This window comes from Micromonospora sp. CB01531, from assembly GCF_001905095.1.
Lineage (GTDB): Bacteria > Actinomycetota > Actinomycetes > Mycobacteriales > Micromonosporaceae > Micromonospora.
Genome location: NZ_LWLS01000067.1, coordinates 44,584 through 60,233, shown reverse-complemented (window position 1 = coordinate 60,233; position 15,650 = coordinate 44,584). Strand labels below are relative to the sequence as shown.

Here is a 15,650-nt window from a genome sequence, read left to right as displayed (position 1 = left end):
CTCGGCAGCTGCCGCGCGCGCGGAAGCACCGTGATCAGCGAGGTCGCCGCCGCCGATTCTTGAGCGGGCAGGTAATCACCAGCAGCGCGTGTGCCGCCAGCACCGTCAGGTAACCAGAGGCCGACCTCAGCAAAATGGTGTCGTTGCTGGGCGAGGCGACCATCGCCCCGAACACCGCCGCGACCGCCAGCGCGAAGACCACCATCGTCCACCACGGCTCGCGGGTCCGGTAGCGGGGCACCAGCGCCACCAGCAGCACCGTGCCGGCGACCGCGGCCCACACCACCAGCGCGATCAGCGGACCGAGCCCCTGCGAGTAGGCCCGTCCCCAGGCGCTCATCTTCGTGTCGTACACGTTGAGCCAGGCACCCAGCTCCAGATAGCGCACCGGCGCGTAGCTGAAGTCCCGGGGCGGGCTGTCCACCCCGGCGTACGGCAGCGCCAAGAAGCCGAGCGCCAGGAGCACCGCCACGATGCCGAGGACCAGACACCGTACGACCAGCGATCCGACCGGAAGCTTCGCGGACGGCTGTCCCGGCGCGGGGGCCGGCGCACCGGACACCCCCGGCGGCGGGCCGGGCGGAACGGGCGGTGGGGCGGCGCCATCGGGCAGCGGGTCCAGTTGTGGCTGCTGCCGGCCGTCGATCACGTGCGCTGTCCACCGGTCGCCATCGAACCAGCGGATCGGCTGCCGCCCAGAGGGATCCGGATACCAACCGGGCCGCGGCCCAGCCGTCGCACCTTCCCCGCCACCCTGCACAGAGGAAACCTTGCCACGATCATCCGCCCCGTTAAAGAGGTCGGCTGGGCCTGGGGATTGCGTTTCGGGGAACGCCCGCCGGTCCCAAATCCGGGCCCGAAGGGGCGTGGCAACTAGCGCCGGACGGAGACGCCTGACAATGTGAACCGATGCTGAATCAGGTGGCCGACGGCGTCTGGGTCCGGCAGAGCGAGTGGGTCTGGAGCAACGCCGTCGTGGTGCGCGGGGAGAGCGGGTTGATCCTGGTCGATCCCGGCATCGACGGTTCCGATCTGAACCAGCTCGCCGATGACGTGGACCGGCTCGGCATTCCGGTGGTCGCCGGGTTCTCCACCCATCCCCACTGGGACCACCTGCTCTGGCATCCCCGGTTCGGCGACGTGCCGCGCTACGCCACCACCGTCGGCGCCCAGGCTGCCAGTGAAGCCCGAGAGCGGGCGCAGAAGATGGCGGCGGAGAGCGCATCGGGCATCCCTCTCGAGCTGATCGGTCTCCTCACCCCGCTACCCGCGGACGGGCGACCCGTGCCGGGCGAGATGGTCGAGCATCAGGCGCACGCCATCGGCCACGCCGCGATCCTCCTCGCGGACCGTGGCGTCCTGCTTGCCGGCGACATGCTCTCCGACGTCCTGATCCCGCTCCTCGACCCGCGCCGCCCCGATCAGGTGAGCGCCTACGAGACGGCACTCGACCGGCTGGGTGAGGCCGCCAGCCACATCGAGGTCCTGATCCCCGGCCACGGGGCCGTTGCCGAGGGTCCCGAGGTCGCGGCCCGCCTCGCCGCCGATCATGCCTACATCGACGCGCTGCGGCGAGGAAAGGAACCGGTCGACGCGCGTCTGGGTCAAGACTGGCTCTCCGGCCCCCACCAGTCGAACCTGGAGCAGGCCCGGCAATCATCCGGATGAACTTCGGCGCCATCGCGCTCATGGTCACCACCCGGTGAGCCTCCGATCGGCGGCCACGAAGGCATCCTCTACTGACGACCCCTCATCGGCACAAGAAGACGTCTGGCTCGTCCGGAGCGCTCACACCTGGTGACGTCGCGCCCAACGCCTCTCGGCGAACTGGCTGCGGAGTCGGTCGGTCTCGTCGGCCTGACACCGCGCGAGCTACGGCACACTGCGGCCAGTCTGGCGGGGGCCGAGGGCGCAAACGTCAAGGCCGTGCAGCGGACGCTCGGGCACGCCTCGGCGGCCATGACTCTGGACGTCTACGCGGACCTGTTCGAGGACGACCTGGACCAGGTGGCGGACCGCCTCGACCGGGCGGCGGCTCGTGCTGCTGCGGACTCAGTGCGGACTGAGGGCGTTGGTCCCGATCTTGAAGCCGTTCGTCCGGGTCGTCGGCACCACGCCTGAGCTGGGCGTTTCTGAGGTGGGGCGGGCGGGACTCGAACCCGCGACCGAGGGATTATGAGTCCCCTGCTCTAACCCGCTGAGCTACCGCCCCGCTACCGCGCCGGATCGTAACCCGCTCAACGGATCACCGGCCACCACCCGAACGGCCGGGCTCAAGATCCGACCGGCACGGTGGGCAACGCGAGGATAACAGCGCGCAGCGGATCGGCGGGTGCCCGCATGGTCCACTGCGCTCAGCCCTCGCTGCGCAGCTCCGCGAGCACCACCCCGGCGGCCCGCCAGCCGCTGGCGAGCGCCCCCTGGATGGACGGGCTGTCCCGGTGGTCGCCGGCGACGTAGAGCCCGTCGCCGAGCGCGACCGGTTTGCGCAGCCGGCCCTGCGGCGGTGGCGCGGCGGGCAGCGCGTCCGGGACGGTGACCGTGGTCAGGTGGGTCCAGTCGGCGGTGGACCGCCCGTAGAGCCGGTCCAGCTCCCGCCGGATGACCGCTTCGGGCGGGGCCTGCGGCCCGACCACCGAGGTGGCCACCAGGTGCTTCCCGGCCGGCGCGTACGTGGGCGCGGCGCGGCTGACCACGACGGTGTTGGCGACCAGTTCCCGCCGTTCCCCGTCGAGCAGCAGGATCGGTTCGGCCAGGGGCGGGGTGTCGGTGCTGTGGTAGTAGGTGGTGTAGCCGTGCATGCGTACCCGGTTGAGCCTGGGCAGCAGGGTGGCCGCCGCCGGCGGGTCCACGGCGACCACGACGGCGCGGCAGGGGAGGTCGCCGGCCCGGGTGCGGACCCGGCCCGGCGCGACCGCGCTGACCGGATTGTTCAGGTCGATCAGCTCGGTGGACAGCGGGGCCGCGACGGCCTGGGGCAGCGCCGCCATCCCCCGGGAGGGCAGGCCGATCCGCCCCCGGGCGAACGAGCGCAGGGTCACGGCGAGCACATGGCTGGAGGTCGCCAGTTCCCGGTCGAGGAGGACGCCGGAGAGGAACGGCCGGAGCAGCTCCTCGATGATCGCGTCGGAGAGGCCGGACCGGCGCAGCGCCGCCTCGGTGGTGGTCTCCGGCGCGGTGAGCAGCCGGCCTACCGGCAGGGTGGCACAGCCGGTGACGAGCCCGGCGAAGCGCAACCGGTCCGACAGCGACCCGACCCCGGCGGTCAGCGTGCCGGCGAGGCCGGCGGGCTCGCGTAGCGGATTGGCCAGCCGGTCCAGCCGGTCGCCGCGGCGGACCAGCACGCCGGCGCTGAACCAGCCGAGGTTCAGGGCGGCCAGGTCGAGCAGGCCGCCGAGCCGCGGGTACGCGGTGTTGAGCACCTGGAAGCCGCGGTCCAGCAGGTAGCCGTCGACCTCGTCGGTGGCGACCCGCCCGCCGAGCCGGTCGCCGGCCTCCAGCAGCCGCCACGGCACGCCGGCGCGGTGCAGCCGCCGGGCCGCGGCGAGGCCGGCCAGGCCGCCACCGACGATGACCACGTCGGTCTCAGCGGGCATGCCTCACCTCCGCCCCGGCCCGGTCCCCGTCCCGGTTGGCCCGCGACAGCCGGCTCGGCCACCAGACCTTCGGCCCGATGTCGTACGCGAGTGCGGGCACCAGCAGGGACCGGACGACGATGGTGTCGAGCAGCACCCCGATGGCGACCGCCACGCCCAGCTCGACGAGCACCACCAGCGGTAGCACGGCGAGCGCGGAGAACGTGGCGGCGAGCACGATGCCGGCGGAGGTGATCACGCCGCCGGTGACGGCGAGGCCGGCCAGCACCCCGGCCCGGGTGCCCCGGCGGACCGACTCCTCGCGGACCCGGCTCATCAGGAAGATGTTGTAGTCGATGCCGAGGGCGACCAGGAACACGAACGCGAAGAGCGGGAACGACTGGTCGACGCCGGGGAAGTCCAGGCCGTACTTGAAGATCAGCGCGCAGAGGCCGAGCGTGGCCAGGAACGACAGCACCACGGTGGCGATCAGCAGGAGCGGGGCGAGCAGGGCACGCAGCAGCAGGGCCAGGATCACCGCGATGACCAGCAGCACCACCGGGATGATGACGTTGCGGTCCCGGACGGCGGCGTCGGCGGTGTCCACGTTGACGGCGGTGAAGCCGCCCACCACGGCGCCGGCGCCAGGCACCTTGTGCACCGCCTCGCGCAGGTCGCGGACGGTTCGCTCGGCGGCGTGGCTGTCCGGCGGGTCGGCGAGGGTGGCCTCCAGCTGCACCCGCCCGTCGACCACTTTGGGCGGCGCGTTCGGGTCGGGTGGCCCGCCCGGCCCCTGGCCGGTGACGGGGCGCACCGCGGACACCCCGGGTACGCCCTGGGCCACCTGGGCGACCTGCCGGGCGGTGGCCTCGGTGGTGAAGATGGTGGCCGGGCTGCCGGTGCCGGCCGGGAAGTGCCGGTCGATCACCTCCTGCCCGGCCACCGAGTCGGTGCGGTGGGTGAACAGGCTGGACTGGCCCAGGGTGTTGGCGTCGAGCTGGGTCACGCCACCGGCGAGGGCGGCCAGGACCACCGCGGTGACCAGCCAGACGGGCCGCGCGCGCCGGGCGACGAAGCCGGCGATCCGGCCCCAGACGCGGTGCTCGGTACGCGCGTCGGCGTGGTCGTAGCGGGGCCGCCGCGGCCAGAATGCCCAGCGTCCGCCGAGCAGCAGCAGGGCCGGGAGGAAGGTCAGCATCACCAGCAGGGTGGCGGCGATGCCGACGGCGGCGACCGGGCCGAGCGCGCGGTTGGAGTTGAGGCTGGACAGCAGGAGGCAGAGCAGGCTGAGGATGACCGTGGCGCCGGAGGCGATGATGGCCGGGCCGGCGCCCTTCCAGGCGGTCCGCATCGCGTCCCACGGACGCTCGTGCCGGTGCAGCTCTTCCCGGTAGCGGGCGATGAGCAGCAGCGCGTAGTCGGTGCCGGCGCCGAAGACCAGCACGGTGAGGATGCCCTGCGCCTGCCCGTTCAGCTTGATGACGTCACTCTTCGCGAGGTGATAGACGAAGAGCGAGGCCATCGCGTACGACATGCCGGCGGCGAGCAACGGGCAGATCCAGAGCACCGGGCTGCGGTAGACGATCAGCAGGATCACCAGCACCACCACCAGGGTGACCAGCAGCAGCGGCCCGTCGATGGCGGTGAAGACTTCGATCAGGTCGGCGAGCAGGCCCGCCGGCCCGGCCACGTCCACGGAGAGCCCGTCCCGGTCCGCGCCCGCGATGCCGCGCAACTGGTCGACGACCTGCCGGATCCGCTCGCCCTCGGCGCTGGCGATCGGGACGATCACCTGCACCGCCTGGCCGTCCTGGCTGACGATCGGCGGCGGTAGCGGGGCGACCACCCCCGGCACCTGGGCGAAGCGGGCCACGTCCGCCCGGACGCGCTGCTGGTCGGCCGGGGTGATGCCGGAGGTGCGCTGGTAGACGACCAGAGCGGGGGTGGTCTGCCTGGTTACGAAGGCGGCGGACAGGTCCTGCGCCCGGGTCGCCTCGGCATCGGCCGGCAGGAAGGCCGCGTTGTCGTTGGTGGCGACGTCGCCGAGCTTCCCCGAGTACGGTCCGGCGATCGCCCCGATGACGAGCCAACCAAGTACGACCGCCGCCGCGATCAGCGTTGCCGCCCAGCGGTGCGGTCCTCCGGCCATCTCCACCCACCTTTGAACCGACGCACGAACCGACGCAGCGGGAGTCCCAGTCGACCTCCATCCTGCCGGGCAGAGCGCACCGTTCGGGCGGAAACTGCCCGCGACGCCGGGGCAGGGAAACGAGAAGCGCCCGCCGACCTGGGGTCGACGGGCGTCTGTGGAGCGAAGCTCCCCCGTTTGGACTCGAACCAAAAACCTGCCGGTTAACAGCCGGCTGCTCTGCCAATTGAGCTACGGGGGACCGCAGATCACCCGGTTCGGATCTCTCCGCGCCGGGCGACGGGGACAAGAGTACAGGACATCCGGGGGTGGCGCGCCAGGGGGTTACCGCCATCCGCAGCGGCATTTCCGGGCGACACGATCAACCATCAATACGGACAAATCGCCATCTGGGCACATGGAGGCATGAGCGGAGAGCAGGATGGGTAGTTAGCCGCCGACAGAGGACGCAGGCGCGAGATGGTCGGTCCCGGTCGGCAACGCCCGATCGGGGACGGCGGCGCGTCAGGTACGGAAGGAGCCGCCATGCGCGGAAAGATCATGTTTCTTGGCGGGCTGGCTGCGGGATTCGTCCTGGGCGCCCGTGCCGGTCGGGAGAAGTACGACGAGCTCGTGGTTCGGGGCCGCAAGGTGCTCGACCACCCGACCGTCCAGGAGGCGGCGGGGGTGGCGCAGGCCCAGGCGAACCGGCTCTATGCCGAGGGCAAGGACAGGCTGGGGCAGACGAAGCTCGGCGAGAAGCTGACCAGCGGTAACGGCGGCAAGCCGGGGCTCACCTCGGCCGACAAGCCGTTCGCCGGGACGCCGGCCTCCGTCGGCGCCAAGTCCGGTTCGGCCGGTACGGGATCGGGCGGCGGGCCGAACGCGTCGACCAGCAGCGGGAGCACCAAGCCGTCCGGCAGCAGCTCCTGACGCAATCAGGGCAGCGGGCCGGTCGCCATCGGGCGACCGGCCCGTTCTCGTCTGTCCGGACGGGACCCAACCTTCCCACTTTTGCTGATCCTGAACAAAAGTCGGAGCGATTCATAGAAAACTTTTGGCTCCGACCTCTTCTCTTTGATCGCGTCCGCAAATATCGTCTCGCGTAGAACCTGGCCAGGCTCTCGTCACCACATCAGCGACCTCCTCAGCTCTCGTCCCGCGCTGAGGCGGACCCGCCCGACCAGAGCGAGGTTCGATGCGCAGACCCTTCGGCCGCAGGGCCGCCACCCACCTCAGCCTGCTCGCCCTCGTCGGCGCGACGCTCGTCGCGACGGCCGAGCAGGCTCCGACCCCGGCCCAGGCCGCGCCGGTGCTCAATGCCCCGGCACCCAACAGCAACGGCATGCAGTACAAGGTGCTCGTCTTCACCCGGTCGGCCAGCGGCAACAATGCCGCCACCGCCGCCGGCGTGCAGGCCATCCAGCAACTCGGGCAAGAACGGCGCTTCACCGTCGAGGTCACCAACGACGCCCGCAAGTTCGACGAGCCACACCTGAAGCAGTTCCGCGCCGTGGTGTTCCTCAACACCGCCGGCGACGTGCTCAACGACGCCCAGCAGGCGGCCTTCGAGCAGTACTACCGCGACGGCGGCGGCTTCGTCGGCGTGCACTCCGCCATCGAGGCCAACCCGACCTGGTCCTTCCTCACCGACGTGCTGGGCACCCGGGCCACCGGCGCGCCGTCGGCGAGCAGCAAGGCCACCGTCACCGTCGCCGACCGGGTCCACCCGGCCTCGAAGACGCTGCCGCAGCGGTGGAACACCACCGACCGGTGGTACAACTTCGCGGCCAACGTCCGCGGCGTCTCGCACGTGCTGGCCACGGTGGACGAGAAGACGTACACCGGCGGCACGATGGGCTTCGACCACCCGGTCACCTGGTGCAAGGACTACCAGGGCGGTCGGTCGTTCTACACCGGACTCGGCGCCACCCCGGAGAGCTACAACAGCACCGACCTGCGGGCCCACCTGGGCGGCGCGATCCAGTGGGCGGCCGGCGTGACCAACGGCGACTGCGGCGCGACCGTGCTGGCCAACTACCAGATGACGGTGGTCGGGGCGCAGCCCAACGTCAACGAGCCGATCGGCTTCGACGTCCTTCCCGACGGCCGGGTGCTCCAGACCGACCGGCGCGGCGGCGTACGCCTGCACAACCCGGAGACCAACCAGACCACCATCCTGGCCCAGATCCCGGTCTACACCCACAGCGAGGACGGGATGTACGGCCCGGCGATCGACAACGACTTCGCCACCAACAAGTGGGTCTACCTGTACTACGCGCCCCCGCTGAACACCCCCACCGGGGCCGCGCCGACCACCAGCACCGACCCGCACGCCTGGGACGTGTGGCAGGGCTACTTCCAGCTCTCCCGGTTCAAGTTCGTCGACGGGGAGAACCCGTCGCTCGACCTGAGCACCGAGCAGAAGATCATGCAGGTGCCGGTCGACCGGGGCGCCTGCTGCCACGTGGCCGGTGACATCGCGTTCGACTCGAAGAACAACCTCTGGCTGGTGACCGGGGACGACACCCCGGCCGGCGGCGGCGGTTCCGGCGGCTTCTCGCCGCACAACGACTCGGTCAGCGCCACCGGCGTCTACCAGGCGCCCTTCGTGGACGCCCGGCGCAGCTCGGCCAACACCAACGACCTGCGGGGCAAGATCCTGCGGATCACGGTGGGCGCGGACGGCTCGTACACCGTGCCGGCGGGCAACCTGTTCCCGGGCGGCACGGCGAAGACCCGGCCCGAGATCTACGCGATGGGCTTCCGGAACCCGTTCCGGATCACCCTCGACAAGAACGACGTCGCCTACATCACCGACTACTCCCCCGACTCCTCGGTCGCCCAGGTCGGGCGCGGGCCGGCGGGCACGGGTCGGATGATGGTGGTCGACAAGCCGGCGAACTACGGCTGGCCGATGTGCGTGCAGCCGAACCTGCCGTACATCGAGATGAACTGGACCACGAACCCCATCTCGCCGGTCGCGCCGTTCGACTGCGCGGCGCCGAAGAACACCTCCCGGCACAACACCGGCCTGACCGACCTGCCGAAGGTGGAGAAGTCTGAGCTGTGGTACTCGTTCCAGGCGCCGACCCCCTGCCCGGAGTCCTACCTGTCGACTCCGACGCAGACCTGCCCGGTGCTCTTCCCGGAGCTGGGCACCGGTGGTGTCGGCCCGCACGGTGCGGCGAAGTACGACTACGACCCGGAGCTGAGGTCGGAGACGAAGTTCCCCGAGTACTACGACAACGCCATCTTCTTCGGCGAGTTCACCCGGGACACCCTCAAGGAGATCCGGCTGGACGACCAGGGTGAGATCCTGAAGATCAACAATGTGTTGAACTGCGGGCAGGCGCCCACCACCCCGGCCAAGCCGTTCCTCTGCGACAACCCGATGGACATGCGCTGGGGCGCGGACGGCAACTTCTACCTGCTGACCTACGGCGACGGATTCTTCAACATCAACCCGGACGCGGCCATGCTGAAGTTCAGCTACGTCAAGGGCCTGCGGGCGCCCACCGCCGTGCTGAACGCGACCCCGACCAACGGCCGCGCGCCGCTCACGGTCTCGTTCTCCAGCGAGGGCTCGAAGGACCCGGACCCGGGCGACTCGATCCGGTTCGCCTGGGACTTCGACGGCAACGGCACCACCGACTCGATCGACCCGAACCCGTCGTTCACCTACACCACCAACGGGGTTTACACCGCCCGCCTGACGGTGACCGACTCCAGCGGCAAGACGGCGTCGGCGAACACCACGATCACCGTCGGCAACACCGCGCCGACCGTCACGGTCAACACCCCGCTCGAGGGCGGCTTCTTCAGCTGGGGCGACGACATCCCGTGGACGGTCACCGTCACCGACCCGGAGGACGGGCCGATCGACTGCAGCAAGGTCGAGGTGACCTTCGTGCTCGGCCACGACACCCACGGGCACGGTGAGGCCAACCAGTTCGGCTGCTCGGGCGTGCTGCCCACGGAGGCGGACGACGCCTCGCACGGCGGCTACATCTACGGCGTGGTCAGCGCGTCGTACACCGACAAGGGCGCCAACGGCCAGCCGGCGCTGACCACGGTGGACCAGCAGATCATCCAGGCCAAGCGGCAGGAGGTCGAGTTCGCCACCGAGGAGTCCGGCACCACGGTCGCCACCACCGCCGACACCGGTGGCGGGCAGCAGCGCGGCGGCCTCGACCCGGGTGACTGGATCGCGATCAACAACACCGTCAACCTGAAGAACATGCAGTCGATCACGCTGCGCACCTCCGGCGGCAGTGCCGCCACCGCCGGGCAGCCCCGGTTCGGCGTCCAGTTCCGCCTGGACTCCCCCACCGGCCCGCTGCTGACCACCGCCACGGTCAACGCGACCAGCGGTAACAACGCCTTCACCAGCACCACCGTGCCGATCACCGACCCGGGCGGGACGCACAAGCTCTACCTGGTCTTCACCACCGTCTCCGGCGGGCCGACCAGCGGCTTCGGCAACCTCAACTGGGTCGAGTTCACCGGCCAGGGCATCGGCGTCACGCCGTGACGCCCGGGTGGGGCCGTCCACCGGGCGGCCCCACCCGGCCCGACTCCCCTTCCAACACCACCCATCACCTGAGAAAGGCAGCCCGAGATGAACGACAGCACACAAGGGATGAGCCGCCGACGGATGCTCGGCACCATCGCCGGGGCGGCCGGGGCGGTCGCCGTCGGCGCCGCCGGCTGGGCCCCCTCGGCCACCGCGGCGAGCAACGGCGTACTCGTCCCGCCCGGCAAGCGCGGCATCATCCTCTACAGCGTCCGTGACCGGATCAGCGCCGCCGACGACGGCAGCGGTGTGCCGTTCGGCTTCGAGCGGGTGCTCGGCCGGCTCGCCGAGATCGGCTACAAGGAGGTCGAGTTCGCCGGCTACACCCAGCACACCTCGATCCTCGGCCGGCAGATCACCCCGACGGAGATCCGCAAGATCCTCGACGACAACGGGCTGCGCGCCAACGGCTCGCACGCCTCGGTCCCGGGCACGGTCACCCCGACCACGATCGCCCAGTTCGAGCAAACGCTGGACACCGCCGAGATCCTCGGCATGACCCACATCGGCACCGGCAGCGACCCGACCGGCAGCAACTACAAGGCCGACTGGGACGCCGCCGCCGACCGGTGGAACACCTTCGGCGAGATGGCCGCCGCGCGTGGGCTGAAGCTCTACACCCACAACCACGACGCGGCGTACAACTTCCTGCTGGACAGCGGGCCGCTGGACGCGCTGGGCCGCCCGACCCGGTCCTCCGGCGTCCGCAAGCTGGAGTACTTCTTCGGGCTCACCAACCCGGAGTGGGTCTGGTTCGAGATGGACATCTACTGGGCGCACGTGGCCCAGTACCGGTACCGCAGCTACACCGACCCGGACGGCGTGACGCAGACCAACGTCTTCGACCCGCTGGCCACCGTGGCCGCCCGGACCAACCGGTTCCCGCTGTTCCACGCCAAGGACGGCAAGATCAACACGGGCACCACCAACGGGTACGACATGGTGCCGCTCGGCCAGGGCGACATCGACTACGGCGGCTTCTTCGCCAACATGGGCGCCAAGGGCTACCACAACCCGATGTGGGAGCAGGACACCGCGCCCGGTGGCAGCGCCGACCCGGGCCGGTCGCTGCGCTACGCGGAGATCAGCTACCGGCACATGTCGAGCCTGCGGGGCTGACCCGACCTGTTCGACCGCAAGGGGGGCCGCTCCCGGGAAACCGGGGGCGGCCCCCTCGCGTCACGCCGCCGTGACGCACGTATGGCACATTCGGAGCGGGGGGTGATCGCGATGACGATGGTGGGACCGGAGATCGCGGACCAGACAAGGCTGCTGCGGCTGCTGCGTGACGGCCCGCGCTCCCGGGTGGAGCTGGCGGACGCCCTGGGCCTGCCCCGGGCCCGGTTCGCCGCGGAGGTGGACCGGCTGACCACGCAGGGCCTGGTGGAGACCGCGGGGCCGGCCGCGTCCCGGGGCGGGCGGCGGTCGTCACTGCTCCGGATGGCCGGGCAGGTCCGGTTCGGCGCGGTGGTCGTCGGTGACGGGCGGCTCGAGGTGGCGCTCACCGACGGCGAGCTGACCCTGCTCACCCGGTACGCCGAGCCGCTGGACGTACGGGTCGGCCCGGAAGCGGCGGTGAGCCGCGCGGTCGAGGTGCTCGGCAAGCTCCGCGCCGAGGCCGGGCTGGCCAAGCTGGCCGGGGTCGGCGTGGCCCTGCCCGGGCCGGTCACGGTCCGGGCCGGCGCGCCGGCCGTCGCGCCCGCCCTGCCCGGCTGGCACCAGTTCCCGGTCCGCGACACCATCGCCGCCGAGCTGGGCTGCCCGGTGCAGGTCGACAACGACGCCAACGTGATGGCGCTCGGCGAGTTGCACGCCGGCACCGGCCGGGCATTCGACGACTTCCTCTACGTCAAGCTGGGCAACGCGGTGGGCTGCGGGCTGATCCTCGACGGTGCGCTCTACCGGGGCGCGGCCAGTGGGGCCGGCGACGTCGGTCACCTCCCGCTCGCCGAGGACGGGCCGCTGTGCGGCTGCGGCCAGACCGGCTGCCTGGAGGCGTACTGCGGGGATGCCGCGCTGGTGCGGGAGGCGGTGACCGCCGCGCGGGCCGGGCGCTCGACGGCGCTCGGCGACCGGCTGGCGGCGACCGGCCCGCTGACCACGGCCGACGTGGGCCGGGCCGTGACCGACGGGGACCCGGTCGCGCAGACGCTGGTCCGCGACGCCGCCCGCCGGCTCGGGCAGGTGGTGGTCAGCCTGGTCAGTTTCGTCAACCCGGCCATCGTGATCATCGGCGGCGCGGCGCCCGGCATCGGCCCCGTCCTGCTGGCCGAGATCCGCGGCGTGGTCTACCGACGCTCGACGCCGCTGGCCACCGGCAGCATGCCGATCGTCCTCTCCGACCTGGACGACCGGGCCGCCCTGATCGGTGGCGCTCGCCTGATCAGCGACCAGGTCTTCGCGGCCTGCTGAGCACCGCCGGCTCGGCTGCCCCGCCCGACGGCCTGGGTGGAGGGCACATTCACGTCCCGAGGGCGTGCGGAAAATCACTTCCGTGGCTATGCTCACCGGACTCTCCCAGGGCTCACCGGCATCCGGTGAGCCTGTTGGCCAATAGGAGGACAACGTGGTCTCCCGAAATGCCTGGCAGCGCGGCGTGCTGGCAACCGCGACCGCGGTGCTGGTCGGCGTCGCCAGCGCGGCGCCCGCAGCGCACGCCGAACCGAACAACAACAACTCACGGAAGTTGCGGGCGGCGGTCACCGCCGACGGCATCATCAAGCACCTCACGGCCCTGCAGCGAATCGCCGACGAGAACGGTGGTACGCGGGTGGCCGGCTCGGCCGGCTACGACCGCTCGGTCGACTACGCCGAAGGCGTGCTCCGCGCGGCCGGCCTCCAGGTGAGCCGGCAGTCGTTCCAGTACCAGACGTTCATCTCGCACGGTCCCGGCCTGCTGCAGCGGGTGTCCCCGTCGCCGGCCGCCGACCTGCCGAACGTGCTGATGAGCTACTCGGGCAGCGGCGATGTGACCGCGCGGGCGTCGGTGCCGACCGGCTCCGCTTTCGGCTGCAACTCGACGGACTTCGGCCCGGCCAACGCCGGCACGATCGTCCTCATCAGCCGCGGCGGAAGCACCGAGACCTTTTCCTGCGGCTTCGGCTTGAAGGCCAGGAACGCGTTCAACGCCGGGGCGGCCGCCGCCATCATCTACAACAACACCACCGGCAGTCTGAACGGGACGCTGGGCGAGGACTTCACGCTCGACTTCGCGGCGACCGGCATCACCCAGGAGCTCGGCCAGCAGCTTGTGGCGCAGGTCCCCAGTGGCCTGACGCTGCGGGTCAAGGCCAGCACCTTCCGCGGTACGGCCACCGCGGAGAACCTCATCGCCGAGTCGGACTCGGGTGACCCGAACAACGTGGTGATGGCCGGTGCCCACCTGGACTCGGTCTCCGCCGGCCCGGGCATCAACGACAACGGCTCGGGCAGCGCCTCCCTGCTGGAGATCGCCACGCAGATGCACAAGGTGAAGCCGAAGAACAAGGTCCGCTTCGCCCTCTGGGCGGCCGAGGAGTCCGGCCTGGTCGGCTCGGAGCACTACGTTGCCAACCTGTCGGCCGCGGAGCGTAAGAAGATCGCTCTCTACCTGAACTTCGACATGGTCGGCTCGCCCAACTACGTGCGCTTCGTGTACGACGGCAACAACTCGGCGTTCCCGGTCGGCACCGGGTCCGCTGCCGGGCCGGCCGGCTCGGGCGCCATCGAGCAGCTCTTCCACGACTACTTCGCCTCGCAGGGGCTGGCATCGCGGGAGACGCCGTTCTCCGGGCGGAGCGACTACGGGCCGTTCATCGCCGCGGGCGTGGACATCCCGTCCGGTGGCCTGTTCACCGGCGGCGAAGGGATCAAGACCGCGGACGAGGCGGCGGTCTTCGGTGGCACCCCGGGCATGCCGTACGACTCGTGCTACCACCAGGCCTGCGACACGATCAACAACATCAACAAGCAGGCGCTTGAGGAGATGTCGGACGCGATCGCGCACGCCGTGATCACGTACGCCTTCGACATCAGCAGCCTGCGCGCGCCGGTCCAGGGCAAGGGACCGGGTGCCGGGGACAGCGGCGGCGGTGGCCTGCACGACCACGAGCACGAGGTCACGCAGTAACCGTCCGGCCAACCAGACCGGCACTGACCTGAACAGGCGGGAGGCGACCTCGGTCGCCTCCCGCCCGTTCGTGGCGGCCGGACCGGTCAGTCGCGGTTGCTGCTGAAGGCGGCGTCGAAGGCGGCGGCCGGGGCGTCGAAGGCGTGCCGGCGGACGAACTGGAGCGCCTCGGGCGCACCGACCAGCCGGTCCATGCCGGCATCCTCCCACTCGATGGAGATCGGGCCGTCGTAGCCGATCGCGTTCAACGCCCGGAAGCAGTCCTCCCACGGCACGTCCCCGTGGCCGGTGGAGACGAAGTCCCAGCCCCGCCGCAGGTCCGCCCATGGCAGGTGGGAGGAGAGCCGCCCGCGCCGCCCGTCGCCGGTACGGACCTTCGCGTCCTTGCAGTCGACGTGGTAGATCCGGTCGGCGAAGTCGAAGATGAAGTTGACCGGGTCCAGCTCCTGCCAGACGAAGTGGGACGGATCCCAGTTCAGCCCAAACGCGGGGCGGTGGCCAATCGCCTCCAGCGTCCGCTTGGTGGTCCAGTAGTCGTACGCGATCTCGCTGGGGTGCACCTCGTGCGCGAAACGGACCCCCACCTCGTCGAAGACGTCGAGGATCGGGTTCCACCGGTCGGCGAAGTCCTGGTAACCGCGTTCGATCATCGCCGGCGGCACCGGCGGGAACATCGCCAACGTGTGCCAGATGGATGAGCCGGTGAACCCGACCACCGTCCGCACCCCCAGCTTCGCCGCCGCCCGGGCGGTGTCCTTCATCTCCTCGGCGGCCCGGCGGCGGACGCCCTCCGGCTCGCCGTCGCCCCAGATCCGGGCGGGCAGAATGTCCTGGTGCCGCTCGTCGATGGGGTGGTCGCAGACCGCCTGCCCGACCAGGTGGTTGGAGATGGCGAAGACCTGGAGGTTGTGCTTGGCGAGGGTGGCCCGCTTCCGGTCCACGTACGACTCGTCGGCGAGGGCCTTGTCGACCTCGAAGTGGTCGCCCCAGCAGGCGATCTCGAGGCCGTCGTACCCCCACTCGGCGGCGAGCCGGCAGACCTCGTCGAACGGAAGATCGGCCCACTGGCCGGTGAAGAGCGTGATGGGTCGCGCCATTGTCCTTCTCCCCTGTGTGATGGGGGATTCCGTTGCAGGCCGGGCGAGGGCGACCGGATGCTGACGACCCCGACGGGCACCGGTGGGCGCGGTCGCGCCTGAGGCCCGACGGGTTGCGCCTCCCGTCGGGTCACCGGCCACCTCGCGGTCGCCGCCCCCACTCTAT

General features: G+C 71.1%; 11 protein-coding genes and 2 tRNA genes. 7 read left to right on the top strand and 6 right to left on the bottom strand.

The window, feature by feature from the left end:
* Window positions 1-34: 34 nt before the first annotated feature.
* Window positions 35-760: a DUF2510 domain-containing protein gene (locus A6A27_RS45040; protein ID WP_073835596.1), complete on the bottom strand. Its 726-nt coding sequence runs from the start codon at window positions 758-760 to the stop codon at window positions 35-37.
* A 149-nt stretch (window positions 761-909) separates the two neighbouring features.
* Between A6A27_RS45040 and A6A27_RS17025 the strand changes: the two genes are divergently transcribed.
* Both A6A27_RS17025 and A6A27_RS42220 read left to right on the top strand, forming a co-directional pair.
* Complete coding sequence (locus tag A6A27_RS17025) at window positions 910-1,668, top strand: MBL fold metallo-hydrolase (RefSeq protein WP_073835595.1); 759 nt, start codon at window positions 910-912, stop codon at window positions 1,666-1,668.
* Window positions 1,669-1,797: 129 nt separating this feature from the next.
* Complete coding sequence (locus A6A27_RS42220; protein WP_241825297.1) at window positions 1,798-2,121, top strand: tyrosine-type recombinase/integrase; 324 nt, start codon at window positions 1,798-1,800, stop codon at window positions 2,119-2,121.
* A gap of 17 nt (window positions 2,122-2,138) precedes the next feature.
* Here A6A27_RS42220 and A6A27_RS17015 read toward each other — a convergent pair.
* The 4 genes from A6A27_RS17015 to A6A27_RS17000 form a co-directional block, all read right to left on the bottom strand.
* Window positions 2,139-2,212 (bottom strand) — tRNA-Ile (locus A6A27_RS17015).
* Window positions 2,213-2,354: 142 nt separating this feature from the next.
* Window positions 2,355-3,596, bottom strand: coding sequence for an NAD(P)/FAD-dependent oxidoreductase (locus A6A27_RS17010; protein WP_073835594.1), 1,242 nt, complete (start codon window positions 3,594-3,596; stop codon window positions 2,355-2,357).
* A complete protein-coding gene (locus tag A6A27_RS17005) occupies window positions 3,586-5,724 on the bottom strand; it encodes an MMPL family transporter (RefSeq protein WP_073835593.1) in 2,139 nt (712 codons plus the stop codon). Before A6A27_RS17005 ends, A6A27_RS17010 begins: the two co-directional genes overlap by 11 nt.
* A 168-nt stretch (window positions 5,725-5,892) precedes the next feature.
* Window positions 5,893-5,965: transfer RNA gene (locus A6A27_RS17000), tRNA-Asn, on the bottom strand.
* 284 nt (window positions 5,966-6,249) lie between these two features.
* Here A6A27_RS17000 and A6A27_RS16995 point away from each other — a divergent pair.
* The 5 genes from A6A27_RS16995 (at window position 6,250) to A6A27_RS16975 (ending at window position 14,387) form a co-directional block, all read left to right on the top strand.
* Window positions 6,250-6,636 carry a hypothetical protein gene (locus tag A6A27_RS16995; RefSeq protein ID WP_073835592.1) on the top strand — a complete coding sequence of 129 codons (387 nt, stop codon included), beginning with the start codon at window positions 6,250-6,252 and terminating at the stop codon, window positions 6,634-6,636.
* A 265-nt stretch (window positions 6,637-6,901) separates the two neighbouring features.
* Complete coding sequence (locus tag A6A27_RS16990; RefSeq protein WP_073835591.1) at window positions 6,902-10,237, top strand: ThuA domain-containing protein; 3,336 nt, start codon at window positions 6,902-6,904, stop codon at window positions 10,235-10,237.
* Between the two features lie 87 nt (window positions 10,238-10,324).
* Window positions 10,325-11,398, top strand: coding sequence for a sugar phosphate isomerase/epimerase family protein (locus A6A27_RS16985; protein WP_073835590.1), 1,074 nt, complete (start codon window positions 10,325-10,327; stop codon window positions 11,396-11,398).
* A gap of 111 nt (window positions 11,399-11,509) precedes the next feature.
* Window positions 11,510-12,691: an ROK family transcriptional regulator gene (locus tag A6A27_RS16980; protein ID WP_073835635.1), complete on the top strand. Its 1,182-nt coding sequence runs from the start codon at window positions 11,510-11,512 to the stop codon at window positions 12,689-12,691.
* Window positions 12,692-12,845: 154 nt separating this feature from the next.
* Window positions 12,846-14,387 (top strand): M28 family metallopeptidase, encoded by a 1,542-nt coding sequence (locus A6A27_RS16975; RefSeq protein ID WP_143194034.1) that lies wholly within the window; start codon window positions 12,846-12,848, stop codon window positions 14,385-14,387.
* A gap of 86 nt (window positions 14,388-14,473) precedes the next feature.
* On the opposite strand, the gene A6A27_RS16970 is transcribed toward A6A27_RS16975, so the two are convergent.
* The gene (locus tag A6A27_RS16970) at window positions 14,474-15,484 is read right to left on the bottom strand and encodes a sugar phosphate isomerase/epimerase family protein (RefSeq protein ID WP_073835588.1); all 1,011 of its coding nucleotides are present in this window, start codon (window positions 15,482-15,484) and stop codon (window positions 14,474-14,476) included.
* Between the last annotated feature and the right edge of the window lie 166 nt (window positions 15,485-15,650).

Coding starts and splice junctions, on each gene's coding strand:
- A6A27_RS17025 (WP_073835595.1), top strand. CDS start 910: ATGCTGAATCAGGTGGCCGACGGCGTCTGGGTCCGGCAGAGCGAGTGG.
- A6A27_RS17010 (WP_073835594.1), bottom strand. CDS start 3,596: ATGCCCGCTGAGACCGACGTGGTCATCGTCGGTGGCGGCCTGGCCGGC.
- A6A27_RS17005 (WP_073835593.1), bottom strand. CDS start 5,724: ATGGCCGGAGGACCGCACCGCTGGGCGGCAACGCTGATCGCGGCGGCG.
- A6A27_RS16995 (WP_073835592.1), top strand. CDS start 6,250: ATGCGCGGAAAGATCATGTTTCTTGGCGGGCTGGCTGCGGGATTCGTC.
- A6A27_RS16990 (WP_073835591.1), top strand. CDS start 6,902: ATGCGCAGACCCTTCGGCCGCAGGGCCGCCACCCACCTCAGCCTGCTC.
- A6A27_RS16985 (WP_073835590.1), top strand. CDS start 10,325: ATGAACGACAGCACACAAGGGATGAGCCGCCGACGGATGCTCGGCACC.
- A6A27_RS16980 (WP_073835635.1), top strand. CDS start 11,510: ATGACGATGGTGGGACCGGAGATCGCGGACCAGACAAGGCTGCTGCGG.
- A6A27_RS16970 (WP_073835588.1), bottom strand. CDS start 15,484: ATGGCGCGACCCATCACGCTCTTCACCGGCCAGTGGGCCGATCTTCCG.